This is a genomic window from Microcoleus sp. PH2017_05_CCC_O_A (genome assembly GCF_020738785.1).
GTDB lineage: Bacteria > Cyanobacteriota > Cyanobacteriia > Cyanobacteriales > Microcoleaceae > Microcoleus.
This window is the reverse complement of record NZ_JAEQCB010000091.1, coordinates 14321-41276: the sequence shown is the minus strand read 5'-3', so window position 1 is coordinate 41276 and position 26956 is coordinate 14321. Positions and strand designations below refer to the sequence as shown.

Here is a 26956-nt window from a genome sequence, read left to right as displayed (position 1 = left end):
TCCGGCAGACTCCCTGTGTCCCAAGGAGTAGAATTGTTGATTTTTTCACCCATCCATCAGCTCTTTTACGGCAAGAAAGGGATTTTGGGGCTACCAGTCTGAAACTGATAGGTGGTGTCTAGCCTTTATACAACGGAAAGTTCGCCCACCACGGCTACTCTTATCATCCCCGCTTATTTCGATCCTATCATGGATTCGCTATCGCTCAATTTGTTTGCTGCTCGTTTTCATCCCGTCACTCATCCTGTAAGCGGATAGAGTGCCGGACTTCCCACTCGTATTAGTTAAAAGTTTGACTGATCCCTCTGCCTAAAGGCGAGGGGATTTTAAACGGATACTACGTTGAGGGGCTGAAGCCACACTTCGCACTAGCAATATTTCCCGACGATCGCACATCGCTCGCGAAACTTTTTGTAAAATATTAGCAGTTAAATTTTCAGAGTTTGATTATTGAGATTAAAGTGTTATAAAAGCTTTCATTAAAAAACATAATTAGTTTGAGGAAAGAAATTCTGTGCAACTAAAAACTAAAGTCGCCGTTAAACGTGCAACTGGTGGATTTGCTCTGATTGACAGCTTGATCCGCCACGGTGTCAAGCATATTTTTGGTTATCCCGGCGGCGCAATTCTGCCGCTTTACGACGAACTCTACCGCGCTGAAGAAAGTGGCGGGATCAAACACATTCTGGTGCGGCACGAACAAGGAGCAGCCCACGCAGCCGATGGGTATGCCCGCGCTACCGGACAAGTTGGGGTTTGTTTCGCGACTTCCGGGCCGGGTGCAACTAATTTGGTGACGGGGATTGCGACGGCGCACATGGATTCTATCCCAATGGTAATTATTACCGGTCAAGTGCCCCGTCCGGCGATCGGCACTGATGCGTTTCAGGAAACTGATATTTACGGCATTACTTTGCCAATTGTCAAGCATTCCTATGTAGTGCGCGATCCGAGAGATATGGCGCGAATTGTCGCTGAAGCTTTCCACATCGCGAGTACGGGACGCCCGGGCCCGGTGTTGATTGATGTTCCCAAGGATGTTGGTTTAGAAGAGTTTGACTATCTCCCCGTGACACCCGGATCGGTGAGAATTCCTGGCTATCGCCCGACAGTCAAGGGAAATCCTCGGCAGATTAATCAAGCGATTGAGTTGCTGAAGGAAGCGAAGCGTCCTTTGCTGTATGTGGGCGGCGGGGCGATCGCAGCCGGGGCCCACGAGGAAATTAAGGAACTCGCCGAGATGTTCCAATTACCTGTCACGACAACGCTGATGGGCAAAGGTGCATTTGATGAAAACCATCCTCTGTCTGTGAAAATGCTGGGGATGCACGGCACTGCTTATGCTAATTTTGCCGTTACCGAGTGCGATTTGTTGATTGCTGTCGGAGCTCGGTTTGACGATCGAGTAACGGGAAAACTAGACGAGTTTGCCGCGCGGGCGAAGGTGATTCACATCGATATCGATCCGGCGGAAGTCGGCAAAAATCGCGGCCCAGACGTGCCGATTGTCGGAGATGTCCGGCAAGTTTTGATGGATATGCTGCGCCGCTGTCGGGAAACTGGTGTTTCGGGAACTGCCGGACAAACTGGGGAATGGCTGCACAGGATCGATCGCTGGAAACAGGATTATCCGTTAGTTGTGCCTCACTACCCCGATATTTTGTCTCCCCAGCAGGTGATTTCGGAGTTGGCGACTCAAGCGCCGGATGCTTACTACACAACGGATGTAGGTCAACATCAAATGTGGTCGGCTCAATTCTTAAACAACGGGCCGCGCCGCTGGATTTCCAGCGCTGGTTTGGGAACAATGGGTTTCGGGCTGCCGGCGGCGATGGGCGCGAAAATGGCGCTACCCAACGAGCAAGTGATTTGTATTGCTGGCGACGCTAGCATCCAAATGAATATTCAAGAGCTCGGAACCTTAGCACAATACGGCATTAATGTCAAGATTGTGATTGTAAATAACGGTTGGCAGGGAATGGTGCGGCAGTGGCAGCAAGCGTTCTATGGGGAGCGTTATTCGTCCTCGAACATGACTGTGGGGATGCCGGATTTTGTGATGCTGGCTGAGGCTTACGGCGTGAAGGGGATGCTGGTTTCAGGGCCGGATGAGTTGGAGGGTGCGATCGGGCAAATGCTTGCTCACGACGGCCCAGTGCTGATGAACGTGAAGGTGACGAGGGACGAAAACTGCTATCCGATGGTAGTTCCAGGTAAGAGTAATGCTCAAATGGTTGGTTTACCCGAACGGAGTAAATTGGAATCTGCGGAGTTGATTTATTGTCCGAGTTGCGGCGCGAAGAATGTTTCGAGTAATAAGTTTTGTCCTGAGTGCGGGACAAAAGTTTAAGGAGTTTTGAGTGGGGACTTAGGCATTGCTTATTAGTCTCAACTTAAGGTCAAACGTAGTCAGAGATTGCTGTTTATTCCTAAGGCCAGATCCCCCCTTAGCTTGCCCCCTACTCCCCCTTAAGAAGGGGGGAACCGGAGCGATCTCAAAGTCCCCCTTCTTAAGGGGGATTTAGGGGGATCGGGCCTCGGATAAAAGCGAGAGATACAAAGGTTTTGGGGTTAAGTTGACACATATCGGCAATGCTGTGTCCTTACCCGGCTCTGCTATTTGACATTTAACACCATGTCCGCTGGCATCGCATCGAGAGCTTTAATCTGTAATCTCTAAGCATATTTTATGAGCCAGTGTCTAAACCCTGATTGCCTATTCCAAAACCCGTCTGGCTATACAAATTAAAATACATACAGCTTAGATATGCCCTATAAAATAGAGTTTACAACCGAATCTTTGCAAGACCTAAAACGTCTCAGATAAACCGATCGTAGTAAAGTAATCGATGCAATTGAAACCCATCTCCTACACAATCCCAGCCAAGAAAGCAAAAGCAGAATTAAACGCTTGCGGGAGATGGATAAACCGCAATATCGCCTGAGAGTTGATGAAATTCGTATTTTCTATGACGTTCGGTACAATATTGTATAAATTATCGTAATTGTTCCTAGAACACAAGCGGCCCAATGGCTGTTGCGTGAAGGAAAAACTACTGAACCAACGGAGGAATAGATAATGAAAACAGTCACTTTGACCGACTTACAAACAGATGTCTCAAAATACCTGAAACTTGCCGAAGCAGAAGACATTATCATCTTGAAAGAAGGAAAGGCGATCGGTGTATTGCGGGGTTTTTCTGATGAAGATGATGCCTTTGATTACGATTTAGAAAATCATCCCCTATTTAAAGAAAGAGTTAGGAAGTCTCGCCAGCAATTTCGAGAAGGAAAAGGCATTAGCCTAGAGGATGTCAAAGCTCAACTTCTCAAAGATAATCTACTCTAAAGTCGAGGCTGAATAATGCGTTATGCCATTCTGATCGAAAAAACACCGAATAACTATTCAGCTTACGCGCCCGATTTACCCGGATGTGCAGCCACAGGCGCAACCCTTGCAGAAGTACAGCAGCAAATTAAAGAAGCGATCGAATTTCACTTAGAAGGATTGCGAGAGGAAGGTTTACCCATTCCCGAACCAACTACGCTATGTGAATATGTCGAAGCACGATAATCTGGTGAAACCAGGTTTCTTGCTATATTTATCGTCACTCAACACAAAAGTCGTAGAAACCGGGTTTCTCGCCCCCATACCTAAGCCTTGAAATGATAATAAACCTATGCTATAATTAAGTTGACATTTTTAACCTCAGATTCAAATATATGCCAACTTTAACTGATATTGGCACTCTGATAATTTCCACACCAGAAACCTGTGGAAATCGCCCCCGCATCGCAGGAACTAGAATCACCGTTCAGCGAATCGCCGTTTGGTACAAGATGGGGATGAGTCCAGAAGAAATTATTGCTGAAATTTCTCACTTAAATTTAGCCCAAGTTCATGGAGCACTCGCTTACTACTACGCAAATCAAGAGCAGATAAATGTTGATATTGCGGCGGAAGAAGCTGAGTACGATCGCTTAGCTAATGGATGCAAAGGGGAGAGTTAATCTTGAGCCAAATTCGTTTATATTTAGATGATTTAGAAAAAGTTTGGCTACAAAAGAATTGTTTGGTTTGCTTAGTTTACGTCTAGGCACAGGTGCGTCGCTCGCTCGATTGTCGATTTGTGTTGGGGGATTTTCAAGGGCGACGCACCCTACAACTACTTTACGTCTATGCACAGGTGCGTCGCTCGCTCGATTGTCGATTTGTGTTGAGGGATTTTCAATGGCGACACACCCTACAACAACTGTCAACTGTCAACTGTCAACTGTCAACTGCTATAAATGAATCTTTATTTGGGAATAGATTTCGGTACTACGGGCGCTCGATCGACAATCATCGACTCCCAGGGTACAATCCATTGTGAAACAGAATACACTTTTGCCGACGCACAACAGCCGGAATTGCCCTCGGTGTGGCAAAATGCACTCTCGGCTGTAATTGAGCAAATCCCCGCAACCATCCGCAATCAGGTAAGCGCGATCGCCCTTGATGGCACATCCTCCACAGTCATGCTGTGCGATACGCAAGGTATACCCGTATGTGAGCCGATTTTATACAACGATGGGCGCGGTGCAGCGGTGACAGAGAGGTTACGGGCGATCGCACCAGCCAACCACACAGTCTTAAGCGCCACATCCAGCCTCGCCAAACTCCTCTGGTGGCAGGAGGGCGGGCTAGAAGCCCACCCCACAACACAATTCAGTCTTTGTGGAACAGGCATCTTGCCTGTTATTGAGAAGCTTTATTTCCTGCATCAAGCCGATTGGTTGGCGTTTTTGCTGCACGGAAAATTGGGAATTAGCGACTATCACAATGCTTTAAAACTCGGTTTCGATGTTGATACTTTGTGCTATCCCGATTGGCTGATCGAGGGAATTGCGGGCGCTGCAACTCCTGAATTGCCGGAAGTTGTCGCACCGGGTACGCCTGTAGGGGAAATTAAAGTCGAATTGGGCGATCGCTTCGGATTTCCCCGTCATTGTACAGTTTATGCTGGGACAACCGATAGCATTGCAGCATTTTTAGCAAGCGGTGTCAATTCACCGGGGGAAGCAGTAACTTCTCTCGGTTCAACTTTAGCTGTGAAACTGTTAAGTCATACCCGCGTAGATGATTCTAGATACGGGATTTACAGTCACAGATTCTCTAATATATTCTCCCCCCCTTTTGAAGGGGGGGCGGGGGGGGATCTGTGGTTAGTTGGAGGCGCTTCTAATACGGGTGGTGCGGTGCTGCGACACTTTTTTACAGATGCTGAATTGGATAATTATAGCACACAAATCGATCCAGAGCAAGAGAGTTTGCTGGATTATTACCCGTTGTTGAAAAATGGCGATCGCTTTCCAATTAATGACCCGAATTTGCCGCCGAAACTCGAACCGCGTCCGACTGATTCAGTGGAATTCCTGCACGGTTTGCTAGAAAGTATCGCGCGGATTGAAGCGCGGGGATATCAATTATTGCAGGAGTTGGGTGCGACTCCTTTGACAAAAGTTTATACTGCTGGCGGCGGCGCCAAAAATGCAGTTTGGAGTGCAATTCGTCATCGTTATTTGAAAGTGCCTGTGGAAACGCCCGTTCATACTGCTGCTGCCTATGGAAGTGCATTATTGGCGAAGCAGGGAAGTGAATCAATTTTAGATATTAGATTTTAGGATTGAAGAAAGCGACCTCACGGATCGATGCTATAGATTGTAACCTGGATGCTTTTAGTTAGGTTAAAAGGTGGTAAATTAGGAGTGCGATCGCTCTTGATTAAAAATGAAATGGGAGCAAGCAAAGATTCTGATATATTGTGTTAAGTTGTTATCCCTAAAAATCAAGGACAATGGCAAAGCTACCTGATGACATCCTGAACACAATTTTCAGTTTACAGCGACGGCTAGTGGAACTCCTCAACGAGACAACTGCCACAGAATATATTTTAATGCAGCAGTTTGGCGAGACAGAAGCGACACTCCCCGAACTTGAATCCCTGGATAATGTTAAAGAAAGGTTGAGAAACCCTTACAATCGTTTGTACAGGCTTTTGCAGCAAGTGGCAGAATCTCAACCCGCTGCGACTGCGGATACGTTAAACTTTCTGTATAGAACGATAGAACAAACAGAGGCGACTGTCGATGCCTCAGAAGCAACTATCCGAGAAATTAAAATCGATTGGAATTTGCCATGAATCAACAACCTAGAATCCCCGATGCTGAAACCAGAAAGCGACACGTTGACAAGATGCGTGAAGTCTGCCAACAGTTGGACGCTTTGACTCTAAACCTGGATGAATTAATCGCTATATTTGAAGCTGACAACCGCCGCCAGCGTCGAGAACGTTTGGCGGGTAAATACAGGCGTGTGGAATCTCAGGTAGTCGAATAAGATATGAGATGTTGCATCATTGATTCTTAATAAGTTTTTTATGAACAGTCAAGATGCCTGTTCCACAAAGAGTAAATTTTATTGTGGAACAGGCATCTTGACTGTTAAGCCAGAAGGTTTCCTACGCGATAGCTTTGAATTATTTCTTTTGAGTCCCCTTCTGTTCGGACTTTGGTTGTTTAGTAATGGTTGAAATTGCCGACTCCGATCGCAGATTTTCAACACAGATTTGATATGATGCTAATTTTGGCGTACCATCCACACTAAAAATCCCAATATTCGATCGACGGGAGGTAGCGGATAGTCGGTAAGATCGATCGTCACTATTTGCCCTTCCAGCTTGAGAAATCGCCAAGCTGTGCCGCTGGAAACGCTGCCGTAGATGGCTAAAATCGATCGCCCTTTCGCTTCATTAAACCTCTGGGCCGCCACCATTTCCGCAATACACTGCCCCAAACCTACTTTCAAATCTCCTTTTTTAGCTTCTACCATCACAATGGCTGGGGCTTCAATGTCTAATTGTTCGGGGGAACGACTGATCAGAAAATCGCAGACTCCTGTAAGTCCAACAGCAGCATCGACATTGAATTCCTCACCCGAAAACACGCTGATTTGTTGGTTGAGAATCCTGCGAACTTCCAGCAAGACAGGGTTGATAATGGCTTCAGAACGGGCTTTTTCGGTGCTGGTGGCGATCGCCCAAGGCAAATTTGTCTCCAGCATGGTCTGCAAGGCTGTTGCAGGTGCGATCGGCTCAATTTCCGGCAAAAATCTGATTCCTTCCACTACTGTGAGATTGAAGGCTTCTTTAACTTTGCCGATCGTTGTAAATTGACTGTAAGACATAAGAGTTTATGTTTTGATTTCTGCTTTTTACTTAGAAAATCCGGCGGTTGAAACCGCGTCTACACAAACGATGTCCGCCTCCGCGGACTGAAGACAAAAACGTAATTTTTATCGCATTTTTACCGTCCATTCTTCAACCCGCGGAGGCGGGTTTTGCCTGTATAGACGCGGTTTCAACCGCCGGGTCTTCTTCAACCCGCCGACACGAATTTTCTATCACACTCGCTGCAACTTCGCCGTCCTCGGATCGATGATTTTCCGCCCCAAACCTGTAAACTTAATTGCCAGATTAGTTTTATCGCCCACTCCCAAAACGTGGGTAATTTCTCCGACTCCAAAAGCATGATGAAAAACTCGTTCCCCAGCTTTCCACTCTGATGGAGAACTCCCAGAATGGGCTGCTGAATTATTAGTTTTTCCCTGGGATCCAGCCGTTTTACCAGTCTTAGTTTTCTTCGTAGTTCCAGCCAACAAATGTGTTGGCAATTCTCCCAAAAATAGCGAAGGCGTGCAGTGTTCGCGGTATCCTCCCCAGAGGCGGCGTTCGCGAGTGTGAGTGAGAAATAGCAATTCCTGGGCGCGAGTGATGCCGACGTAGCACAAACGGCGTTCTTCTTCGATCGCCTTTGGGTCATCTAAACTGCGGAAATTGGGAAATAAACCCTGTTCCATTCCGACGAGAAAGACTACGGGAAATTCTAACCCTTTGGCTGAGTGCAGCGTCATCAGCGATACGCGGGAATCGTCTTCTTTCAAGTCATCTAAATCGGATGCTAAAGATGCTTTTGCTAAAAATGATGTGAGGGTCGGTTCTTCGTTTTGTTCTTCAAATTGGATCACCGCATTGTACAATTCTCGAACGTTTTCGATCCGATTTTCGGCTTCTTCGGTTCCTTGGTTTTTCAAATCGTCAATGTAACCGGAATCTTCGATAATTCCTTGGACAATTTGTGACGCGGACGTAGTTTCAAGTTTTTGTTGCCAATTACCGATCATTTGGGCAAACTTAACGATCGCTTTTGCCGATCGCCCTGCGAGAGTATTTACAGAAGACTCATCGCTGAGAATTTCCCACAACGGAATCCCCAACTGAGTTGCAGCCTCTTCGATTTTACCAAATGTGGTGTCGCCAATGCCGCGGCGGGGAGTGTTGATGATGCGTTTGAGGCTGACGCTATCGTCGGGATTGGCGATCGTTCGCAGGTATGCTAAGATATCTTTGATTTCTTTGCGATCGTAAAACTTCAGCCCGCCGACAATATTGTAGGGAATATCTAAGTACATTAACGCTTCTTCAAAGGAGCGAGATTGAGCGTTTGTGCGGTAGAGAATTGCAAAGTTGCTACCGTGTTCGTATTCGGAGTTTTGGCGCTTCAGCGTTTGAATTTGACCAGCTACAAATTGCGCTTCATCTATTTCGTTGTCAGCGCGCCACACCACAACCGGAGCTCCGGGTTCGCGAGTCGGGCGCAGAACCTTATCAATGCGTTCGGTATTGTGTTCTATCAAGTGGTTGGCGAGTTCGAGGATGTTTTCGCGCGATCGATAATTCTCCTCTAATTTTACCATTGTCTGAGTCTTCTCGTCCGACAAACCATCGCCAAAATCTTCTTGAAATTCCAGCAAGATAGTATAATCTGCCATCCGAAAACTGTAAATTGATTGATCGACATCACCCACGACAAAGATTGAGCGATTTTGCCATTTATCAAACTGTTTCGGGTCAACGTTATTCGTGACTAACATCCGAATCAAATCGTATTGAGTGCGGTTAGTATCTTGGTATTCGTCTACTAAAATATGGCAAAACTTTCTATGCCAATAATTTAATACTTGCTCATTTTGGGATAATAGTTTAACTGGAACGAGAATTAAATCGTCAAAATCTAAGCCGTTGTTAGCTGCTAAAGCATCTTGGTAGCGACTGTAAACATCGGCAATTACGCGCCCTCTGTAATCCGGTTCGGCGGCGAGGAATTCTTGAGGTGACCAACCTTTATTTTTAGCATTGCTGATGACGTAGCGAACTTTGCGCGGGTCAAATTTCTTATCATCGAGGTTGAGGACTTTGGTAACGATTTGTTTGACGAGAGTTTGAGCATCTGACTCGTCAAAAATCGAAAAATTCTTCTTCCACTGGCGGCCTTTTTCGTCTTGATATTTCTCAATGTCGTAGCGGAGAATTCGGCCGCACAGAGAGTGGAAAGTCCCCATCCAAATCTGTTTGGTAATTCTGTGGTAAATTTGCGATCGCAATTTCGTCTGTATTTCCGGCGCTAAATCTGCCAAAGGTTTGCCATATTCCGCTTCAGCTTGCTGAGTCGCCAGCAATTTCTCAATTCTTTCTTTCATCTCCCTAGCGGCTTTATTGGTAAATGTCACCGCTAGAATATTTTCAGGATCGACTCGGTTGGTGCGAACTAAGTTAGCTACGCGGTAAGTTAGAGCCCGGGTTTTCCCGGAACCGGCGCCTGCTACTACTAACAGCGGCCCGTTGTAATGGACGACTGCTTGGCGCTGGGATGGGTTGAGGTGGCTGAGGTGATCGGTAGTTTGAGTCATAGTTGGATAGTTAGTTCTGGGATTTTTTTAAGGGATAAATAATACTTAGTGTTTGATACGGGGAGTTTTTTTAAGGTCAGGCGCGATCGCCCTACAATATAATATCATGAATATCGGACGCACGGTTGAAACCGCGCCTACACAAACGATGTCCGCCATAAGACGGCGGTTGAAACCGCGTCTACACAAACCATGTCCGCCTTCGCGGACTGAATAAAATAAGATAATTTTCACTGCTTATTCTTCAACCCCTCTGAGCTCGGGTTTTGTCTGTATAGCCGCGGTTTCAACCGCCGGGTATTCTAACGTTTCAATATTTGTTTCAGCAAAATAGCAGCTAATATTCCCAAGCTAATCCAGATGGCAATAATTACAGCAGTGGCTGTCCTATTTATCGGTTTTCCTCGCTCTATTTCCGCGGCTGCTTTTTCCCGACACTCGGCTAAAACTTGTGGCGGAATCATCTTGATTACCAACCAAATTCCTAATGGTACAATTATTAAATCGTCCAAGTAGCCGAGAATTGGGATGAAGTCGGGAATTAAGTCGATCGGGCTAAAGGCATAGGCAACTGTAACACCTGCTAAAACTCTCGCGTACCAAGGTACTCTCTGGTCTGTACTTGCTAAATAAACAGCGTAAGTTTCTTTTTTGAGTTGGCGGGCAGCTTGTTTTAAGGATTGCATATAAAAAATAATGACTGATGACTAATAACCAATGATTAATGACTAATGACCAAGGGTGCATCTGGGTTTTGAAGAGGGCGAAGCATGACCGCATATAAGTTATTAGTTATAATTTCATATTCACTGCGGTCATGCTTCGCCCCTACAGATATATTTGCCAAACCCAGATGAACCAATGACTAATGACTAATGACTAATGACCAATGACTAATGACTAATGACTAATGACTAAAATTTTTAGTTGCTAAAAACGTAACAGGCTGAATCTTTAGCAATTCCAGTGCGAAGGTCAAGTATATCATCTGTTGTATGTGAGGAGCATCGAGTTTATGAATTCAAATTTGCAACGCAATACTAGAATCAATTTCCGCAGTCTGCTAACAGCGTTATGTTTAACCTTAACTCTCGTTAGTTTTGTGAGATTAGATCCGGTACAGGCTCAAGAACAGCGGATCAGAACGCTAACGGTTACTGGGCGAGGTGTGGAAGCGATTCCGACAACTCAAACTTTCGTGTATTTGGGGGTTGAGGTGCAGGGAAAAACGGCGGCCGAGGTGCAGCAGGAAGCGGCAAAGCGATCGTCCGCTGTGGTAGAGTTACTGCGATCGCGCCAAGTACAAAAACTCGAAACTACCGGCATCTCCCTCAACCCGAATTACAGCTACGAAAACAACCAACAGCGCTTATTAATAGGGTATACTGCTACAAATACCGTCAGTTTTCGTATCAATACTCAATCTGCTGGCACTTTGCTAGACGATGCAGTGAGCGCCGGAGCAACCCGAATTCAAGGTGTGAGCTTTGTAGCTACCGAAAGTGCGATCGCCCAAGCTCAAAAACAAGCACTCAAAAAAGCAACTCAAGACGCTCAATCGCAAGCAGATGCAGTCTTAAACGCGCTCAACTTCAAGCGGGGAGAAATTCTCAGCATTCAAGTCAACGGTGCTTCCGCACCGCCTCCTGTGTACCAGAATTTTGGTGGTGTTCGTGCTGCTGGTGATATTGCTCTTCCAACACCGGTGATAGGAGGGGAACAGCAGGTAAATGCTTCTGTGACTTTGCAAATTAGCTATTGATGTTGTGCAGTGCGAGCGTCCCCGCTCGCGTTCAGAATAACCCCCCGCTCGCGTTCAGAATAACCCCCCGCTCGCGTTCAGAATAATCCCTCGTAAGGGTTCAGAATAATTGCTCGCACTCTCGCGATCGATCGCGATTGGGAACGCTCGCACTCGGCTATAATTCCGATATCATCGGCTTTGATTTCAAGCCGACACAGTTAGGAAGTTATTAATAGCTGAAACCATTGCTTTCCTTCTTCCTTCTTCCTTCTTCCTTCTTCCTTCTTCCTTCTTCTATAAAATTAAATAGGAAGTTCGATCGCAAATTCAGTACCTTTCCCGGCGATAGACTTGCAGAACAATTGACCGCCGTGCTTATCACTCACAATCTGCTTAGCGATCGACAATCCCAGCCCCGTGCCCTTACCAACCGCTTTCGTGGTAAACAAAGGTTCAAACAAATGTTGTTGAATCTCCTCCGTCATTCCCAACCCGTTATCCGCAATTCGGACGATCGCACTTTCGCGCAAAACTTCCGTACTAATCGTAATATTCAGAGGACGCTGGTCTTTTTCCCAAGCCTCTTCCACAGCATCAATCGCATTTGCTAGCAAATTCATAAACACTTGGTTCATCGGGCCGGGATAGCATTTAATTAGGGGCAATTCACCGTAGTTTTGGATAACTTCAATAGCCGGGCGACATCCTTGATCCTTGAGTCGGTGTTTTAACAGCAACAGCGTACTATCTAGAGTTTGGTGCAGCTCAATCGCGCTCACAGTATCTCCATCCGAACGAGCAAAGTTTCGCAGCGACAGCGAAATATCTTTAATGCGCTCAGTGCCTACTTCCATGGAATCTAACAAGTGAGAAAAATCCTCGATCACAAACTCCAAATCTATGTCTTCAATCTTGCTAGCGATATCTGATGGAGGTTCAGGATAATATTTTTGATAAAGGCTAAGAAGTTCTGTAATCTCAGTAAGATATTCCTTTGCAGGCGCAATGTTGCTGACCATAAAACTCAGCGGGTTGTTAATTTCATGGGCGACTCCCGCCACGAGTTGTCCCAGGGCGGACAGTTTTTCTTGCTGCACTACCTTGACTTGGGCTTTTTGTAAAGCGCAAGTGCGTTCTGTAACTTGCTGTTCCAGATTGTCGGTCAACTCTTTGAGCCGCCAGTGAATGTTAACTCTCGCAATTACTTCGTCTTGTTCAAAAGGTTTTGTGATGTAATCCACCGCACCTAATGACAATCCTTTCATCTTACTTTCGGCATCTGCTAAAGCAGTCATAAAAATGACTGGAATTGCCTTTGTTAGCTGGTTCTCTTTAATTCGGCGACAGGTTTCAAAGCCGTCGATTCCCGGCATTTGCACATCTAGCAAAATTAGTTCTGGAAAAAAGTTTTTTGCCGGATTGACCGGACATTTTTCTAGCATAACGAGCGCCGATTCTCCGTCCACGGCTACCCGCACTTTGTAGCCTGCTGTTTTTAAGGCTTGCGACAGCACAGACAAATTGGTGGCACTGTCATCTACTATCAAAATAAATTTTTTATCAGACTCAAGCATGATTTTTCCCCTTAAACTTTTGATAAATGTTCTTGAATCAATGCCCGCAGCTCTTTGACTTGAAAACCTTCTGCCAAAACGAGTATTTTTTGGGCAAAAAGCGCGTGTTCTGGATTCGCTGTTTGGATTTCCTCCGCAATCTCGATTACCGCATCTAAATCGCCAGATTGAGCTTGTTCATCTAATAACTGTAAAATCTCGATCGCCGGAATCTGCATTTCATTTGGCATCGCATTTTGCGCTTTTTTACGCGCAGTTACTGTGTCGTCATATACCCAGTCCAATTGCAAATATTTTTGAAGTAAGCCTAGCAATACATCTGCTTGTACTGGTTTTGGCAAAAAATCATTTCCGCCTGCATCCAGGCTCTTTTGGCGATCGATCTCAAACACGCTTGCAGACGACACTAGCACGATCGCATCTCGCAGTTGAGGATGAGTGCGGATTTGGTGCAAAAACTCGAATCCGTCCATCACCGGCATCGCTAAATCGGTGAGGATTAAATCGGGTTTGGTGGCTAAAGCGATATCGAGTCCTTCCTTACCATCAGCCGCTTCAATCATCTTAAAGCCGATCGGTTCTAGCAAGTTCACCAGCACCGCACGATTTTCCCACCTGTCATCCACCACCAGAATTTTGCGTTTTTCACCCAAGTAACCCAAAACAGCGCCCTGTTCGACGATTCTCGAACTATCAGCCCAATTTTGCGCCTCCGGGAGTGACACTTCAAAGGAAAAAATACTGCCAACTCCTGCACGACTGTCGATCGCAATTTCACTCTGCATTAAGCCCACAATCTTTTGACTGATCGCAAGTCCCAATCCAGTACCTTCCGATTGTTTTTTCACATCACCTACTTGCTCAAAAGGTAAAAATATTTTCTTAACTTGTACTGCGGTCATTCCCGGGCCTGTATCTTCAACTGTAAAGCGAATTTTATATATTTTTTGATTTAAATTTAACTGAGAACTTGAATCGGAAAACTCAGCATCTTTAATTACATCAACCTGAAAAATTACTCCGCCTTTTTCCGTAAACTTAGTTGCATTTCCCAGCAAATTTAGCAGCACTTGGCGCAAACGTTTTTCATCACCGCAAACCCCTGTCGGGAGTTGCGAATCAATCTGCAAATCAAAGGTAATTGCCTTTTCCTGGGCGCGAATCATGCAGATTTCCGCAACACCTTGGATGAATGAAGGTAGGTGAAAAGCTGCGGGATGCAGTTCGAGTTTTCGGGCTTCAATTTTCGACAAATCCAACACATCATTAATCAGCGTTAGCAGGTGCGAACCGCACTGATAAATGATATCAACACCGCTGCGTCCTTTTTGCGTCATCGGTTCGCTGCGCTGGAGAATTTGTGCGTAGCCTAAAATGCCGTTGAGGGGAGTTCGCAATTCGTGGCTCATGTTAGCCAAAAATTCGCTTTTGGCGCGGTTGGCGCCGTCTGCCATTTCTTTGGCAATTTTGAGTTCTACGGTGCGTTCTTCGACGCGCTGTTCGAGTTCGAGGTTGGTATTTTCTAGGGCTGTAAAAGAGTCGCGCAGTTGCTGCGCCATGTCGTTGAAGGATTCCGAAAGCACGCCCAGTTCATTCTTACCGGAGACTTCCACAGTGCGATCGAACTTCCCAGAGGCGAAATCCTGTGATGATACAAAATAGAATCGTGGTGCGAGTATTAGCATTAATTTGCCCCATGAAATCCGATTCAGGAACCGCCACAACTACCAACCAATCCAATCCCCACTCGTCTTTCCAGGGTAAAATTTGGACAAACTGACGCTGGCCTTTCCACATAAACTCAATCTGCTGACTTTGTTTAATTTTGTAAAAATTATCAAAGCGATTCTTCAGGTACTGAGCAGTATTAGAAATCAACAAATCGCTGCTGTTAATAGCGGGTAGTCGCTGCGCTTTTTCGCTGACAATTGTGAAAGGTTTCTCTAAACTGGAGGATGCAACAATCAGCCCGCTGCGTTCGATGATGAAGATTCTACCGGAACGACTAACATTTAAATTACGCAAGAAATCGCTAATTTGTGTGAGGCGTTGGTCAACTCCAATTACGCCAATTAATTGCCTATTTTTATTGTATACCGGTCGGTTTGCCGAAACAGCCAGAGGAAACGGCGCGGTTTCCCACTGGTATAAAACCCATGTCGGTTTTCCAGCTTTTACCGTGTTTGAATACCACAGTTCTTTGTCAAATTCGTAATTTTTGTATATATCAACAAGCGTAGTTTTGTTGCCCTGACTATCTGTATTGTAAAAGTAATAATCTCGATTGCCACGTTGCTTTAGATTGCTGAAGCCAGAAATAATATTTTGATCTATTTGATATCCAGAAACTGCAAACTCGCCTCCTGGAGCACCAAAGCCTATGGAGCCGACATTAAACAATTGCATCTGTTTCCAGAAAAAACGAGCCATATTATCTAAATCTTTGGGATCGAGCAATCCCACATCGAAGGCATCACCATTAACTTGAGCAAGGTGGCGCGCTGTGTCGAGTTGGCTGTCTAAGTGCTGGTCAATGCGGCTGCTGACTTCTGTCCGCAGTTGAGATGCCAAATCGTTGACTGCTTTCTGTCCGTTGCGAAAAGATAAGTAGCCAACAATGCCGACCGCCCCCATGATTTGTAACACGAAGGGGACAATCAAAACAGCTCGCAGCGGGGCGCTACCTATGAGTTTGTTAAAGATTGAAGCCTGGGATGATGGCATATGACAATTCGCTATTGCAGCGATGCGGATATTCTTTTTGCTCGACTACACTTAGGCAAGCTGTTTTTTTAAGAGACATCGATCGGGCGATCGCCTTTATTTGAGTATCACCTAATTTGTGGTTATGTATCGATATTAACCCAAAAATGGTTTAAGCTAATATTTTTCACAATGAATTTAATACCTCGCCCGCACAGCAGCACTTCTAGAAGTTTCTCTAAGTTCCTCGGAGAAACGAGGTTAATGAGGTAAGGGCGTTGTTGAGGTGTTGTTCGCACTGTCCTGGTAAATAAATATCAGGGAATTCTCGTAGGAGTTGTGCCGAATTGATACTTGAAGTTTGGTGGCAAATACTTAAGTACATAGAATCGGATAAGTGCGATCGAGAGTTGTTTGGGCGATCGCATATTTAAAGTAAAATAAAAGAGAAAGTCCGTGCAGAGTGCCTCCTCTTTTTGAGCGCCACACCTAGGGATTAGGACATCTGAGTTTCAAAAAGTCTGCTTTGATCCAACCTTTGTACTCACTTGCTCTCAATCTTGTCGTCAAATACCAGACATTTCCTTCACTATCTTTGCGACTGAGTGGAGATACGACAGCACTTTTATTTTGGTCATCATTAGCGACAATGACTAGATTTCCTACCGATACAGTGCCTACAACGCTAAAAATGCTTCCCGCACCAGATCGTATATAATATAGTGAGAGTGGCGATTTCTACAAATACGAAAACGCAAATTTTTAATCTAATTTTCGTCATAATGCGCCTTTTTTCCGATTTTGAGCAGTTATCAATTGTTGATACAGAAGTGGACTTTTTTGTCTCAGAGACTGTTGCAATTCCTTAAATTCTGCTTCACCTTCTTCTAAGTACGCATCCACGATTTCTCGGTTGGCAAGATAAAAGGCGATCGCACCATAAACCTGTTCTAGCGAAAGAAGTGGAAAATTTGGGACAATGCTTTCCGGTGCTTCTCCATTCAAGAAGGAATAAACGACTGAATCGAAGGAAATGCGAGTTCCTTGAATCCAATACCCTCCGTTGCGTTGTTCGATATACTGCTTGCTTGGGGTGATGGCTAGTGTCATAGGGCTAATCACTGCTTTTTATCTAGATTTTAAACGAATTAGGTGAGATGGTTGGATTGGCGATCGCACAATCAAGCGATCGCAAACTCCGTATATTGCCGTAAATGCGGTGGATGAAACGCCAATACAATATCCTCCCGTGGCACCGCAGCCTGCAAAAAATCTGTCACCACCCCATCTTCTGTCCAATCCTCCTCAATCCAAATTTTGCCATCCCGCAATCGCACGTGAATAGTATTTCCCTTAATCCGTTCTTGTCCCTCCCAACCCATTACTACCAATAAATAATGGTCGTGCCTTTCGTCAAAAATCAGCGCACTTTCTAGCGTTGAATTGCTGGATTTTGCCCCCAACTCATAATACTCGGTTAAAACTTTCCGAATCAAATGACGATAATACTCTAATTTATCCATCGCTCAACCACCTTCCCGCGAGACGAGGTAATTCGATCTTCTACATTTTAACTGAAGGCGATCGACCTTAAGTGCATCCCAAGCACGCGCGGTGGCGAAGCTATCGTCCGCTGGAAGCGCACATCCAATCCCGTACCTCGCGGCCACAGACGGGCGATGCCTGCGCGGGCTATAATCAGGGAAATCGACTGTCGCTCAACTCAATCCCTCGCAGGTTAAGATGAAGGAGTTTATGCTAGCTATGTCTATTGCTTAAGTCACGAATGTACGAAATTGAATTTACGCCTGATGCTGCTAAGGATTTACAATATTTTAGGAAATTCGAGCAGAAAATTCTGATCGATGCGATTCAAACGCAATTAACCTATGAACCAACGGTAGAAACAAAAAATCGTTTCCGACGTTCTCCACCGGATATTGCAGAATGGGAATTGCGGACTGGTGTGTTCCGGGTATTCTACAACGTTGATGAACTCGTGGAGATTGTCAGCATTGAAAGAATCGGTGAAAAGCCAAATAATAGTGTGTTTTTTCGAGGAAAAGAAGGTTGAAAATTTATGATTTGGACTTATCGCGTATTTTGTGACAGCCAAGGGCGCTACTCAATTCGTGAGGTTTTTTACGAGCAAGATGGCACAATTATTGATTGTGGCAAAGCTGCTACTGTAGCAATTGGTAGCTCACTGGAAGAATTGATAAAACTGGTTCAATGGTTCAAAGAAGCTTTTGAATTACCAGTTTTATTGCTAGAAGAAGTTGAGGCAAAGATGGCGGCGCAGCCCCCAAAACCGAAATCCGATCGCAGTCGAAATATTTCTTTGAAGCAGATGATTTCCGAATTAGCTCTTGGGGATGATAATGAGCGCGAGCTAATTAATTAGGTTAGATGCTAAGATGTGCGATCTAACTCAAGGGATCTCGACCTTCGCTGCATCCCAAAGTGCGATCGCACATCCCATCCCCACAGCCCGCCAACATCCAAACCGCTGACAGCAAAATTTACTAACTGGCATCCCCCCAGCAAACCCAGCAAATGCAATTACTGCCGGATCGGATCTCGAAGTACCCGAGATCGACTACAGTAAACACAAAATATTATTGGCGGTGATTTGAGTGATTGAGACTTTAGCAACAGGAATCGCAGCAGCCGGTTCGCTGCTGGCATTGGGCGGATTGGGCCTAGAGTTGAACTATCGCCGGACTGGGAGTGCAAATAAACTAGAACTTACAGCCGGAGAATGGCACTTAGCCATAAACGAACCCAACCGCTATCTGTTGGTTGGCGAAATGGAATTCCGCAATCTGACACAGCGGTTCGAGATTATGTTGCCAGATGTGCGGGCACAGGTGAAACTGCTGTCAGACGGAAGTTTAGACGGCGTGACTTCCCAGACAAAAGTCATTCCTGGTCACGAAGACGCAGAAGCAAGAGCAGACGATTACTGGTTCGGCTATATTGTTAAAGCCCAAAAAAACACGAAAATTAAAGTTTCCGTAGACATTCAAGGGCAAGATTTAAACAAATTGCAGTCAGCTTGGGTGCAAATACATTTCATCACCTACGGCCCAAGCGGGCGCATCCCCAGAGTCCGCAACGTAGTAGTCCCGCTGCAATTTCCCAACTCGGACACCGTACCCACAGCCCGCAATGTCGGCGTTGCAGAAGTCTTCCCAATTCGCACCCACATCCTCGCCGAACTCGACAATCCCGTCGAAATTGTCAAGCGTTACGTGTTACCGCGCGCCAACAAAGGTGATATTGTCGCCCTCGCCGAAACTCCCTTAGCCTTGATGCAGGGACGCTACCGCCATCCCAGTGAAGTCAAACCCGGATGGGTAGCCAAGCGAGTCTGCTTGTTTTTCTTGCCGATGTCGAGTTTGGCCACCGCTTGCGGAATGCAGACATTGGTTGATGTAGTTGGGCCTTGGCGTGTAGTGGCCGCATTTGCGATCGGCTCTATAGCTAAAATATTCGGTAAACCGGGAGTCTTTTACCAACTTGCAGGGGAACAAGCCAGGCTAATCGACGATGTTACGGGAACTTTGCCTCCCTTCGACCAATTTATCGTGCTTGGCCCGGACAATCCCCAGCAAGTTGTAGAGGAAATTCAACGAGAAACTGGACTTGCGGCGGCGATCGTAGACGCTAATGACTTAAAAGCAGTTAAGATATTAGCAGCGACCTCCGATTTATCGGTAACATTTTTAGAGCAAGCGTTACGCAGCAACCCCGCCGGGAATGCTGACGAGCGAACACCGGTTGTGTTAATTCGACCTCTACCACAGAAATCTTGAGTTGAAGACTGAAAATTAAAAAATCAAACTAATGATTTGAAATTTTTAATTTTAGATCGATCGAGAAAGGGTGAAGAATTAAAAGTTATAAGTTGAGAACTCAAAACTTCCGTAACTCTTCCCCTTTCTTAAAGATATTTGATTTTTTAATTTTCTTGTCCAGTTTCGTGCTATTAGGGTTCTCAACTTTCGTGAGTGACTCGCCAACCAAAGCCTGTCAAGTTAAAGCTAAAAGCCTTTGTATATGTTGTTTACCGCTGAGGCCAGATCCCCCTAAATCCCCCTTAAGAAGGGGGACTTTGAGAATGCTCCTGTCCCCCCCTTCTTAAGGGGGGCTAGGGGGGATCTGGCCTCAGCGGTAAACAGAAGACCAGCAGTACGTTTGACATTAAGTTGACATCAATAACCAATAACCAATAACCAATAACCAATAACCAATAACCACTAACCAATAACCAATAACCAATAACCAATAACAAATAACAAATAACCACTAACCACTTGAGAATTTCTATATGACTTCATTTCCCTCCCAAAACCAAAACCAGGTTGTGATTCGCCCGTTTCAGTACCGCGACATCGAGGCGATGGAACAATTGTGCGTGGAAACAGCCGAACAACCAGAAAAACGCAAGGGCGCAAGCTGCGACTTGGTACTAGGTAAAAAGTTTCAGCAGATTCGTCGCTGGTACGGGCTGCTAAAGCTGTTTAGCTTGTTTCCCAACCCTGGTCAGTCGCTGTTTCGAGCCCATGTTGCCGAAGAAGAGGGGACAGTTAAGGGCATAATTCAGATTTCTCCTTTCAACCGCACCCGCAGCACTTGGCGGATCGATCGCGTCGGGGTAGATCCAGAAGCCCGCAGCAAAGGCATTGGTTCGATGCTGATGCGGTACTGCTTCGAGGCAGTCTGGGAGGCGCGGACGTGGCTGCTGGAGGTGAATGTTGGCGATAAAAGTTCCCTGGCTTTGTACCGCCAGAACGGATTTCAGCCGTTGGCCCAGATGACTTATTGGTCGATCGCCCCGGAACGCCTCCAAGAAATGGCCTCCGCGACGCCAGATTTGCCCAACCTGCTGCCCGTAAGCAACGCTGACGCTCAATTTTTATATCAACTCGATACCGCGTCTATGCCGCCGTTAGTACGTCAAGTATTCGATCGGCACATTCAAGACTTCAAAACCAGTTTCTTCGGCGCCTTATTTGAAGGTGTCAAACAGTGGCTGAGCAAAACAGAGGTAGTCAGCGCCTACGTATTTGAACCGCAGCGCAAAGCTGCGATCGGCTATTTTCAGATACAGCTATCCCGCAACGGCCAACAGCCGCACGTCGCCCAACTGACAGTGCACCCGGCCTACACTTGGTTGTACCCCGAACTGCTATCCCAAATGGCGCGCCTCGTTCAAGATTTCCCAGTCCAAAGCCTGCAACTGGCTTCCGCCGACTATCAGCCGGAACGGGAAGCTTATTTAGAGCAATTTGGAGCCGTGCGTTTGGAACACAGCTTGCTGATGTCGCGATCGGTGTGGCACAAATTGCGCGAGTCCAAGTTAGTCTCCCTCGAAGGACTCCAGCTATCAGAAATGCTGCAAAGCTTCCAGCCAACTCGCAAACCCGTACCGGGTAGGATGTCCTGGCTCGGCCCGATGGCTGGAGAAGCCACAACAGGGCCCGCGTCGTCTGAGATTAAGCCCTTTTTGTTGGACTCCGGAAAAAATCAAGCTAATCAAGTTAACCCTTTGAACAGCCAAAATCCTGAATCTGGAGCAACAGATGCTAGCAGCATTTTGCCTCTGAATTTGCCGGAATTGCCGATCGACGGCGACGCCCCAGAGTAGAACTTAATTTCTGATATAATGTCGGCTAAATTAAGGGTTTGTAGTGAGGACTTTAGTCCTCTTATTTATGCGGACTAAAGTCCTCACTACAAACCGAAAAAACCCAACTTCTTCCCTTCTTCCTTCGCGTTATTCGCGTCTTCGCGGTTCGTAAAAAAATATCCGGCTCAGAAACAAATAAATCTAAAATCTAAAATCTAAAATCTAAAATTGATTGATGTTCAACGAAAAATTATGGATTTCAGCCCTCGGATTAGATATCGGCAGCAAACGAGTCGGCATCGCCGGATGTGACGGCACTGGTTTAATCGCTACGGGGATTACTACTCTGGTACGATCGTCCTTCGATCGAGATGTAGCTTGTCTCAGAGAACTCGTGGAAGAGCGAAGAGTGCAAATTTTGGTGGCTGGCCTGCCCTACTCCCTCAACGGAGAAGTGGGCACTCAAGCCCGAAAAGTCCAGAAATACGCCACTCGCATCGCCACCGCCTTAGAACTCCCCCTAGAATACGCCGACGAGCGCCTGACTTCTGTGGGCGCCGAGGAACTGATCCAAGCCCAAGGGATGTCCCCGTCGCGCCATAAGGGTTTGATCGATCGCAAAGCAGCGGCCTTGATTTTGCAGCAGTGGCTAGACGAGCGCAGACAAAAGCAAAAGCGCAATTCCCAATCCTCATAGGTAGTAACAGAGGCGTGATATCCTAGTTGTGCAAGTTTGCTACGCACACCTGTAAGCGTTGACACATGGGAGAAAAATCCCCAGAACCTCGGTACTGAAGCAGCACATAACTGTGATTTGTCCTCAGTGTCGCTCTGGACTCGGCTGAGATTTAAACGCTGCACTCCTCGCCTGTGGAAAATGCCGCGAGTCTCGCGGTTTAAGTTTGTGGACTGGCGATCGCCCGAAGAGGCCCAATATCGCCACGAAAATCCCCAATTGTCAAGCAAAGATTACTGAATTATTGACGGAAAATTAAGATACACGCGATGTCCTCATCCCCATACCGCAAAGAGAATGGTAATTCCCACGAAACGTCCGTCACCCTGACGGATGAATTTGGGCGATCGCTAACTTGCAACATAGAATATTCGATGAACCTAGAAGGTCAAGAATACGCCTTGCTGTTGCCGATCGACTCTCCTGTAGAAATTTTTACTTGGCACGGAGACGATACCGACGAAGCAGCAATTCCTGTAGAAGACGAGACCGAAATAGACACAATTTTTGATACTGCTAAAGTTGTCCTGCAAGAGCAGAACTTGACACTCCGGCGCACGGCGGTGACACTGACTGTAGTTGGTGAATTGCCGGAATTTCCTGACGAGGATTTGGAGCCTAATGCCGATCCCGATGAGGAGTCAGAGTTCGAGGAACTAATGTGGTTGACCAGCTTCTATCACGAAGAGCAGGAATATGCCATTTATACACCTCTAGACCCGTTTTTTATCTTGGCTCGAATGAATGATGACGGCAAGCCTGAATTGCTCTCGGAAGAAGAGTTCCAAAGGCTGGAACCGATGTTGCCGATGCTAGAAGATCAGTTCTTTGATGAGCTTGATTAGATATTGAGTTCAGTTTTGCTGGGCTTGTGAAGTGCAAAGAAACTGGTTTAGAGTAGGGGCGGTGTCAAGAGTGGCCGCCCGCTTCGGGTTGATGATGTATACTCGATCGACCTGCAATCTCTAATTGCAGAAGGCATGAGGGCAAAAAGCAGAATATTTGACTATTTTAGACAAAAGTCAACTGCTAGGTCGATCGAACTTTTTCCCTGATTCCGCCTTCCTGTCAGCTCGGGCTATAGAATTGGGCAGCGTGAAGGGCATATTTTCAAGGGCTGGTATCCGTAACTTTTCGGTCATCAATCGCAGGTCATCACTCATTAGTCGCTACTTAATCGCCGCTTATCGAGGACAACGGATTATGAGTAAAGAACAACTGACCAAAGGCAGCGCGCGCGAGGGCCAAAAAAAATCCCCGAAAGTCTCTAAATGGTTGTTTTATCTGGCGTTGCTGCCTGCAATTTGGGGAGTTGGCGCTTGGCAGGGCTGGGCTTGGTGGAGCTGGGCTTCTGCCCCTCCTAAAACAGCCGCCGAGTCAACTCCCCCGTCCAAGGATGCTGCTGTTTCGATTCAAATCCCCCCCGGTACTTCCAGTCAAAAAATCGGGCAGGATTTGGAAGCGGCGGGCTTAATTCGATCGGCAGGAGCATGGAATATGTGGGCCCGCTGGCTGACTATGCAAAACCGCGACGGAGGTTTTAAAGCCGGAACTTACCAACTCTCACCGACTCAGCCTCTGAGTGCGGTTGCTGAAAAAATTTGGAAAGGTGAAGTCGTACAGCAGAGTTTCACGATTCCCGAAGGGTGGTCATTGCAACAAATGAGCACTTATTTTGAAGCCCAAGGTTTTTTTCCGGCTAAGGATTTTATGGCGGCGGCGAGTCAAGTTCCCTACGCTGATTACCCTTGGCTACCCAGTGGCTTGCCTCATTTGGAAGGGTTTTTGTACCCGGATACCTATCAGTTAGACGGCGATGCAGTCAGCCCGGAAGCTGTGATCAAACAAATGCTCGGCCGTTTCGAGCGGATAGCTTTACCGGTCTTTCAAAAAAATCAGAACAATACTAAGCTTTCTTTGAAAGAATGGGTGACGCTGGCGAGTATTGTAGAAAAAGAAGCTGTGGTTGCTTCCGAACGCCATCGCATTTCTGGGGTATTTACCAGTCGCTTGAATAAGGGCATGAAATTGGGTTCCGATCCGACGGTGGAATACGCCCTCGGCATCAGACAAACCAAGGAGAAACCTCTGACTTTTAAGCAGGTGGAAACGCCTTCTCCCTACAATACCTATATGAATGTAGGGCTGCCGCCAACTCCTATCGCAGCTCCGGGAATCGCAAGTCTGGAAGCGACTCTGGCTCCTGAAAATACAGAATACCTGTATTTTATGGCTCGATACGACGGCACTCACATTTTCAGCCGCACTCAGGCGGAACACGATGCTGCTGTGGCTCAAGTTGACCAGAAAGTGCGATCGGGTCAATAGATGGCCAAGGACTAATACATATAGCCTTTCGAGCTTTCATATGAGGTACTCATGGGCATAGGGCATAGGGCATAGGGCATAGGGCATAGGGCAGCCTCCGTGGGCATACCTCACCACGCTTGAGAACCGCTAAAAGTAAAAAGTCAAAAGTTATATTGGATTCGGCTACATCGGAATTATACCGAGCGTTTGAGGCTTCTCATGAGCAAGCGGGACAGCACTACACTCCGAAAATGCTGATTCGGATGCAAACGAAAACGATATTACAAAGCAAAAGCCATAATTATTGACTTTTTACTTTTGACTTTTTGAATGTTTAACTTCCCGCTTCTTATTTCTCAATCTAAAATCTAAAATCTAAAATCTAAAATCATTATGACTTGGGGAAAACTACTACAGCCAGACTTAGTTCTAGGCAATTCGGTCGTAAATTTAACGGCTGATATTCTTGAGAAATATCATATTAAAGGATTAGTGTTGGATGTGGATGAAACTCTCGTTCCCATTACAGCAATGAATGCTTCTGAGGAACTCAGCCTGTGGGTGGCAGAAATTAAACCTATAGTATCGCTGTGGTTGGCGAGCAATAATTTAAGTCAGACTCGGATCGGTCGAATTGCTGAGTCTTTGAATCTACCTTACATCACTGGTGCGGCTAAGCCGTCGCGGCGCAAGTTGCGAAAAGCGGTGACGGCGATGAATTTGCCGGTGGAACAGGTGGCGATGGTGGGCGATCGACTTTTTACTGATGTTTTGGCCGGCAATCGTTTGGGTATGTTTACTATTTTAGTTGAGCCAATGGTTGATGCTGGGTATGCGCTTCGCAAGTATCCGGTGCGTTCTTTTGAAGTTTGGGTGTCTCAAGCTTTGGGTGCTTCTCTTGATAGCAGAAAGTAGTCAGTTGACAGTTGACAGTTGACAGTTGACAGTTGACAGTTGACAGTTGGCAGTTGGCAGTTGACAGTTGACAGTTGACAGTTGGTGCATCTCAGTTTTGCATTTGTAGTAGTGCTGTCCCGCTCGCGTGCTTTACAAAGCACGCGAGCGGGGACGCTCGCACTGTAAAAAAAAATATTTTTGCGAAAATGAGATGCTCCCGTTGACAGTTGGCAGTTGACAGTTGTCAGTTGATATTAGTGCTGTCCCCGATCGCCAATTATACAACGATCGCGATCGCAAACAGCACTACAAATGCAAAACTGAGATGCTTCCTATGAAGACTTGCATTTTTCACTACAAATCAATTTGATTGCGGGCGTGCGATCGCAGATAATATAACTAATAACTAATAACTAATAACTAATAACTAATAACCGATGACTCAAACTATTGTTGTTAAAATAGGAACTTCGACACTTACTCGATCGACTACCGGGAACTTAGCTCTCTCAACTATTGCTACATTAGTCGAGATTTTGGCCGGTTTGCAGCAACAAGGCCATCGAGTAGTGTTGGTTTCTTCCGGTGCGGTGGGAGTGGGCTGCGCGCGCTTGGGCTTGACGGAACGCCCACGAAATATCGCTCTGAAGCAGGCTGTGGCCGCCGTCGGACAAGGGCGGCTGATGCGCGTTTACGATGACTTGTTCACTACTCTACAACAGCCGATCGCCCAAGTATTGCTCACCAGAGGCGATTTAGTACAGCGCAACGGGTATGTTAATGCCTACAATACGTTTCAACAACTGCTCAAATTGGGCGTAATTCCGATCGTCAACGAAAACGATACAGTAGCGGTAGACGAGCTCAAATTTGGCGATAACGACACGCTTTCGGCGCTGGTGGCGAGTTTGGTAGAAGCAGATTGGTTGTTTGTGCTCACGGATGTCGATCGGCTGTATTCAGCAGATCCGCGCAGCAATCCCGACGCACAGCCGATCGCCCTAGTAGAAAGCATGGCACAACTCACAGCATTGGACGTACAAACAGGAGATTCCCGCAGCGGTTGGGGAACCGGCGGAATGGTGACAAAAATTGAAGCCGCCAGAATCGCCACAGCATCAGGAGTACGCACAGTCATCACCAACGGCTGCTTTCCTGGTAATATTGAGAAAATATTGAACGGCGAGGCGATCGGCACTCAATTCGAGCCGCAACCGCGCCCAGTCAACGCTAGAAAACACTGGATAGCCAACGTCCTAATTCCAGCCGGAAAACTCTATTTAGATGCGGGTGCTGTCAAGGCAATTTCCCACGGCGGAAAATCGCTGTTAGCTGCGGGAATTGCTCAAGTAGAAGGAGAATTTCAAGCTGATGATTCCGTGCAGTTGTGCGACGGAGAAGGCAAACAAATTGCGAGGGGACTTGTGAATTATAGCAGCTTAGAGTTGAGACAAATCAAAGGGTGCAAATCAGATAAAATTGCTGAGATTTTAGGCTATGCAGGGGTTGAAACCGCAGTACACCGAGATAACTTAGTGATTGTTTAATCATTAAAATAAGACGGCGAATG

General features: G+C 46.3%; 29 protein-coding genes. 19 read left to right on the top strand and 10 right to left on the bottom strand.

From position 1 onward, the window contains the following. The first annotated feature begins 514 nt into the window (after positions 1-514). From ilvB to JGK20_RS21285, 7 genes are all read left to right on the top strand, one after another. A complete protein-coding gene (gene ilvB / locus JGK20_RS21315; RefSeq protein ID WP_293193861.1) occupies positions 515-2350 on the top strand; it encodes a biosynthetic-type acetolactate synthase large subunit in 1836 nt (611 codons plus the stop codon). 729 nt (positions 2351-3079) lie between these two features. Continuing rightward, on the top strand, positions 3080-3349 hold the full coding sequence (locus JGK20_RS21310; protein WP_293198974.1) for a hypothetical protein: 270 nt from the start codon (positions 3080-3082) through the stop codon (positions 3347-3349). Between the two features lie 15 nt (positions 3350-3364). Beyond that, positions 3365-3574, top strand: a complete 210-nt coding sequence (locus JGK20_RS21305; RefSeq protein ID WP_293182156.1) for a type II toxin-antitoxin system HicB family antitoxin — start codon at positions 3365-3367, stop codon at positions 3572-3574. Between the two features lie 149 nt (positions 3575-3723). Next, positions 3724-4011 (top strand): DUF433 domain-containing protein, encoded by a 288-nt coding sequence (locus JGK20_RS21300; RefSeq protein ID WP_293198975.1) that lies wholly within the window; start codon positions 3724-3726, stop codon positions 4009-4011. 279 nt (positions 4012-4290) lie between these two features. Beyond that, entirely contained in the window at positions 4291-5664 is a 1374-nt protein-coding gene (locus JGK20_RS21295; RefSeq protein WP_293211973.1) for an FGGY-family carbohydrate kinase, read from the top strand. Positions 5665-5837: 173 nt separating this feature from the next. Beyond that, a complete protein-coding gene (locus JGK20_RS21290; protein ID WP_293211975.1) occupies positions 5838-6182 on the top strand; it encodes a hypothetical protein in 345 nt (114 codons plus the stop codon). After that, positions 6179-6379, top strand: coding sequence for a hypothetical protein (locus JGK20_RS21285; protein WP_265234579.1), 201 nt, complete (start codon positions 6179-6181; stop codon positions 6377-6379). The genes JGK20_RS21290 and JGK20_RS21285 overlap by 4 nt, the downstream gene beginning before the upstream one ends. A gap of 240 nt (positions 6380-6619) precedes the next feature. Here the strand turns inward: JGK20_RS21285 and JGK20_RS21280 are convergent, their stop codons facing one another. The 3 genes from JGK20_RS21280 to JGK20_RS21270 form a co-directional block, all read right to left on the bottom strand. Beyond that, positions 6620-7225 carry a hypothetical protein gene (locus tag JGK20_RS21280; protein WP_293211977.1) on the bottom strand — a complete coding sequence of 202 codons (606 nt, stop codon included), beginning with the start codon at positions 7223-7225 and terminating at the stop codon, positions 6620-6622. A 216-nt stretch (positions 7226-7441) separates the two neighbouring features. Continuing rightward, a complete protein-coding gene (gene pcrA / locus JGK20_RS21275) occupies positions 7442-9787 on the bottom strand; it encodes a DNA helicase PcrA (RefSeq protein ID WP_293225500.1) in 2346 nt (781 codons plus the stop codon). A 302-nt stretch (positions 9788-10089) separates the two neighbouring features. Then, positions 10090-10473 (bottom strand): YkvA family protein, encoded by a 384-nt coding sequence (locus JGK20_RS21270; RefSeq protein WP_293193206.1) that lies wholly within the window; start codon positions 10471-10473, stop codon positions 10090-10092. 329 nt (positions 10474-10802) lie between these two features. Here JGK20_RS21270 and JGK20_RS21265 point away from each other — a divergent pair, with 329 nt between their 5' ends. Continuing rightward, the gene (locus tag JGK20_RS21265; RefSeq protein WP_293182172.1) at positions 10803-11549 is read left to right on the top strand and encodes an SIMPL domain-containing protein; all 747 of its coding nucleotides are present in this window, start codon (positions 10803-10805) and stop codon (positions 11547-11549) included. A 284-nt stretch (positions 11550-11833) separates the two neighbouring features. Here JGK20_RS21265 and JGK20_RS21260 read toward each other — a convergent pair whose 3' ends face one another. The 5 genes from JGK20_RS21260 to JGK20_RS21240 form a co-directional block, all read right to left on the bottom strand. Then, positions 11834-13105: a response regulator gene (locus JGK20_RS21260; protein ID WP_293182174.1), complete on the bottom strand. Its 1272-nt coding sequence runs from the start codon at positions 13103-13105 to the stop codon at positions 11834-11836. Between the two features lie 11 nt (positions 13106-13116). Further along, on the bottom strand, positions 13117-14790 hold the full coding sequence (locus tag JGK20_RS21255) for a response regulator (protein WP_293232038.1): 1674 nt from the start codon (positions 14788-14790) through the stop codon (positions 13117-13119). Continuing rightward, positions 14702-15829 carry a cache domain-containing protein gene (locus tag JGK20_RS21250; protein ID WP_293232036.1) on the bottom strand — a complete coding sequence of 376 codons (1128 nt, stop codon included), beginning with the start codon at positions 15827-15829 and terminating at the stop codon, positions 14702-14704. Before JGK20_RS21250 ends, JGK20_RS21255 begins: the two co-directional genes overlap by 89 nt. A 756-nt stretch (positions 15830-16585) precedes the next feature. Continuing rightward, positions 16586-16918 (bottom strand): DUF433 domain-containing protein, encoded by a 333-nt coding sequence (locus JGK20_RS21245; protein ID WP_293207861.1) that lies wholly within the window; start codon positions 16916-16918, stop codon positions 16586-16588. Between the two features lie 71 nt (positions 16919-16989). Beyond that, positions 16990-17331 (bottom strand): XisI protein, encoded by a 342-nt coding sequence (locus tag JGK20_RS21240; RefSeq protein WP_293207863.1) that lies wholly within the window; start codon positions 17329-17331, stop codon positions 16990-16992. A gap of 263 nt (positions 17332-17594) precedes the next feature. Between JGK20_RS21240 and JGK20_RS21235 the strand changes: the two genes are divergently transcribed. Continuing rightward, entirely contained in the window at positions 17595-17882 is a 288-nt protein-coding gene (locus JGK20_RS21235; protein WP_293207866.1) for a type II toxin-antitoxin system RelE/ParE family toxin, read from the top strand. 6 nt (positions 17883-17888) lie between these two features. Then, a complete protein-coding gene (locus JGK20_RS21230) occupies positions 17889-18212 on the top strand; it encodes a hypothetical protein (RefSeq protein WP_293207868.1) in 324 nt (107 codons plus the stop codon). A gap of 8 nt (positions 18213-18220) precedes the next feature. On the opposite strand, the gene JGK20_RS21225 is transcribed toward JGK20_RS21230, so the two are convergent. Next, positions 18221-18364: a hypothetical protein gene (locus tag JGK20_RS21225; RefSeq protein WP_293232034.1), complete on the bottom strand. Its 144-nt coding sequence runs from the start codon at positions 18362-18364 to the stop codon at positions 18221-18223. A gap of 80 nt (positions 18365-18444) precedes the next feature. On the opposite strand from JGK20_RS21225, the gene JGK20_RS21220 reads away from it, so the two are divergent. Further along, positions 18445-19626 carry a F420-0:Gamma-glutamyl ligase gene (locus JGK20_RS21220; RefSeq protein ID WP_293182186.1) on the top strand — a complete coding sequence of 394 codons (1182 nt, stop codon included), beginning with the start codon at positions 18445-18447 and terminating at the stop codon, positions 19624-19626. Positions 19627-19961: 335 nt separating this feature from the next. Here JGK20_RS21220 and JGK20_RS21215 read toward each other — a convergent pair whose 3' ends face one another. Then, the gene (locus tag JGK20_RS21215; RefSeq protein WP_293182223.1) at positions 19962-20141 is read right to left on the bottom strand and encodes a hypothetical protein; all 180 of its coding nucleotides are present in this window, start codon (positions 20139-20141) and stop codon (positions 19962-19964) included. Here JGK20_RS21215 and JGK20_RS21210 point away from each other — a divergent pair, their 5' ends adjacent. The 8 genes from JGK20_RS21210 (at position 20142) to proB (ending at position 26933) form a co-directional block, all read left to right on the top strand. After that, a complete protein-coding gene (locus JGK20_RS21210; protein WP_293182187.1) occupies positions 20142-21461 on the top strand; it encodes a GNAT family N-acetyltransferase in 1320 nt (439 codons plus the stop codon). It abuts the gene before it with no gap. A gap of 217 nt (positions 21462-21678) precedes the next feature. Next, positions 21679-22140, top strand: coding sequence for a Holliday junction resolvase RuvX (ruvX, locus tag JGK20_RS21205; RefSeq protein WP_293182189.1), 462 nt, complete (start codon positions 21679-21681; stop codon positions 22138-22140). Positions 22141-22176: 36 nt separating this feature from the next. Further along, on the top strand, positions 22177-22419 hold the full coding sequence (locus JGK20_RS21200; RefSeq protein WP_293198981.1) for a hypothetical protein: 243 nt from the start codon (positions 22177-22179) through the stop codon (positions 22417-22419). Positions 22420-22448: 29 nt separating this feature from the next. Then, positions 22449-23024, top strand: coding sequence for a DUF3727 domain-containing protein (locus tag JGK20_RS21195; protein ID WP_293182193.1), 576 nt, complete (start codon positions 22449-22451; stop codon positions 23022-23024). A 358-nt stretch (positions 23025-23382) separates the two neighbouring features. Further along, a complete protein-coding gene (gene mltG, locus JGK20_RS21190) occupies positions 23383-24507 on the top strand; it encodes an endolytic transglycosylase MltG (protein ID WP_293182195.1) in 1125 nt (374 codons plus the stop codon). A gap of 375 nt (positions 24508-24882) precedes the next feature. Then, on the top strand, positions 24883-25404 hold the full coding sequence (locus JGK20_RS21185; RefSeq protein ID WP_293182197.1) for a YqeG family HAD IIIA-type phosphatase: 522 nt from the start codon (positions 24883-24885) through the stop codon (positions 25402-25404). Between the two features lie 223 nt (positions 25405-25627). Then, a complete protein-coding gene (locus tag JGK20_RS21180) occupies positions 25628-25756 on the top strand; it encodes a hypothetical protein (protein ID WP_293193200.1) in 129 nt (42 codons plus the stop codon). A 67-nt stretch (positions 25757-25823) separates the two neighbouring features. Next, positions 25824-26933 (top strand): glutamate 5-kinase, encoded by a 1110-nt coding sequence (gene proB, locus JGK20_RS21175; RefSeq protein ID WP_293182199.1) that lies wholly within the window; start codon positions 25824-25826, stop codon positions 26931-26933. Positions 26934-26956 lie beyond the last annotated feature (23 nt).

Bases quoted from the DNA above. Each gene is read 5' to 3' on its own strand.
- JGK20_RS21310 (WP_293198974.1), top strand. From the start codon at position 3,080: ATGAAAACAGTCACTTTGACCGACTTACAAACAGATGTCTCAAAATAC.
- JGK20_RS21305 (WP_293182156.1), top strand. From the start codon at position 3,365: ATGCGTTATGCCATTCTGATCGAAAAAACACCGAATAACTATTCAGCT.
- JGK20_RS21300 (WP_293198975.1), top strand. From the start codon at position 3,724: ATGCCAACTTTAACTGATATTGGCACTCTGATAATTTCCACACCAGAA.
- JGK20_RS21295 (WP_293211973.1), top strand. From the start codon at position 4,291: ATGAATCTTTATTTGGGAATAGATTTCGGTACTACGGGCGCTCGATCG.
- JGK20_RS21290 (WP_293211975.1), top strand. From the start codon at position 5,838: ATGGCAAAGCTACCTGATGACATCCTGAACACAATTTTCAGTTTACAG.
- JGK20_RS21285 (WP_265234579.1), top strand. From the start codon at position 6,179: ATGAATCAACAACCTAGAATCCCCGATGCTGAAACCAGAAAGCGACAC.
- JGK20_RS21280 (WP_293211977.1), bottom strand. From the start codon at position 7,225: ATGTCTTACAGTCAATTTACAACGATCGGCAAAGTTAAAGAAGCCTTC.
- pcrA (WP_293225500.1), bottom strand. From the start codon at position 9,787: ATGACTCAAACTACCGATCACCTCAGCCACCTCAACCCATCCCAGCGC.
- JGK20_RS21270 (WP_293193206.1), bottom strand. From the start codon at position 10,473: ATGCAATCCTTAAAACAAGCTGCCCGCCAACTCAAAAAAGAAACTTAC.
- JGK20_RS21265 (WP_293182172.1), top strand. From the start codon at position 10,803: ATGAATTCAAATTTGCAACGCAATACTAGAATCAATTTCCGCAGTCTG.
- JGK20_RS21260 (WP_293182174.1), bottom strand. From the start codon at position 13,105: ATGCTTGAGTCTGATAAAAAATTTATTTTGATAGTAGATGACAGTGCC.
- JGK20_RS21255 (WP_293232038.1), bottom strand. From the start codon at position 14,790: ATGCTAATACTCGCACCACGATTCTATTTTGTATCATCACAGGATTTC.
- JGK20_RS21250 (WP_293232036.1), bottom strand. From the start codon at position 15,829: ATGCCATCATCCCAGGCTTCAATCTTTAACAAACTCATAGGTAGCGCC.
- JGK20_RS21245 (WP_293207861.1), bottom strand. From the start codon at position 16,918: ATGACACTAGCCATCACCCCAAGCAAGCAGTATATCGAACAACGCAAC.
- JGK20_RS21240 (WP_293207863.1), bottom strand. From the start codon at position 17,331: ATGGATAAATTAGAGTATTATCGTCATTTGATTCGGAAAGTTTTAACC.
- JGK20_RS21235 (WP_293207866.1), top strand. From the start codon at position 17,595: ATGTACGAAATTGAATTTACGCCTGATGCTGCTAAGGATTTACAATAT.
- JGK20_RS21230 (WP_293207868.1), top strand. From the start codon at position 17,889: ATGATTTGGACTTATCGCGTATTTTGTGACAGCCAAGGGCGCTACTCA.
- JGK20_RS21210 (WP_293182187.1), top strand. From the start codon at position 20,142: ATGACTTCATTTCCCTCCCAAAACCAAAACCAGGTTGTGATTCGCCCG.
- ruvX (WP_293182189.1), top strand. From the start codon at position 21,679: ATGTTCAACGAAAAATTATGGATTTCAGCCCTCGGATTAGATATCGGC.
- JGK20_RS21195 (WP_293182193.1), top strand. From the start codon at position 22,449: ATGTCCTCATCCCCATACCGCAAAGAGAATGGTAATTCCCACGAAACG.
- mltG (WP_293182195.1), top strand. From the start codon at position 23,383: ATGAGTAAAGAACAACTGACCAAAGGCAGCGCGCGCGAGGGCCAAAAA.
- JGK20_RS21185 (WP_293182197.1), top strand. From the start codon at position 24,883: ATGACTTGGGGAAAACTACTACAGCCAGACTTAGTTCTAGGCAATTCG.
- proB (WP_293182199.1), top strand. From the start codon at position 25,824: ATGACTCAAACTATTGTTGTTAAAATAGGAACTTCGACACTTACTCGA.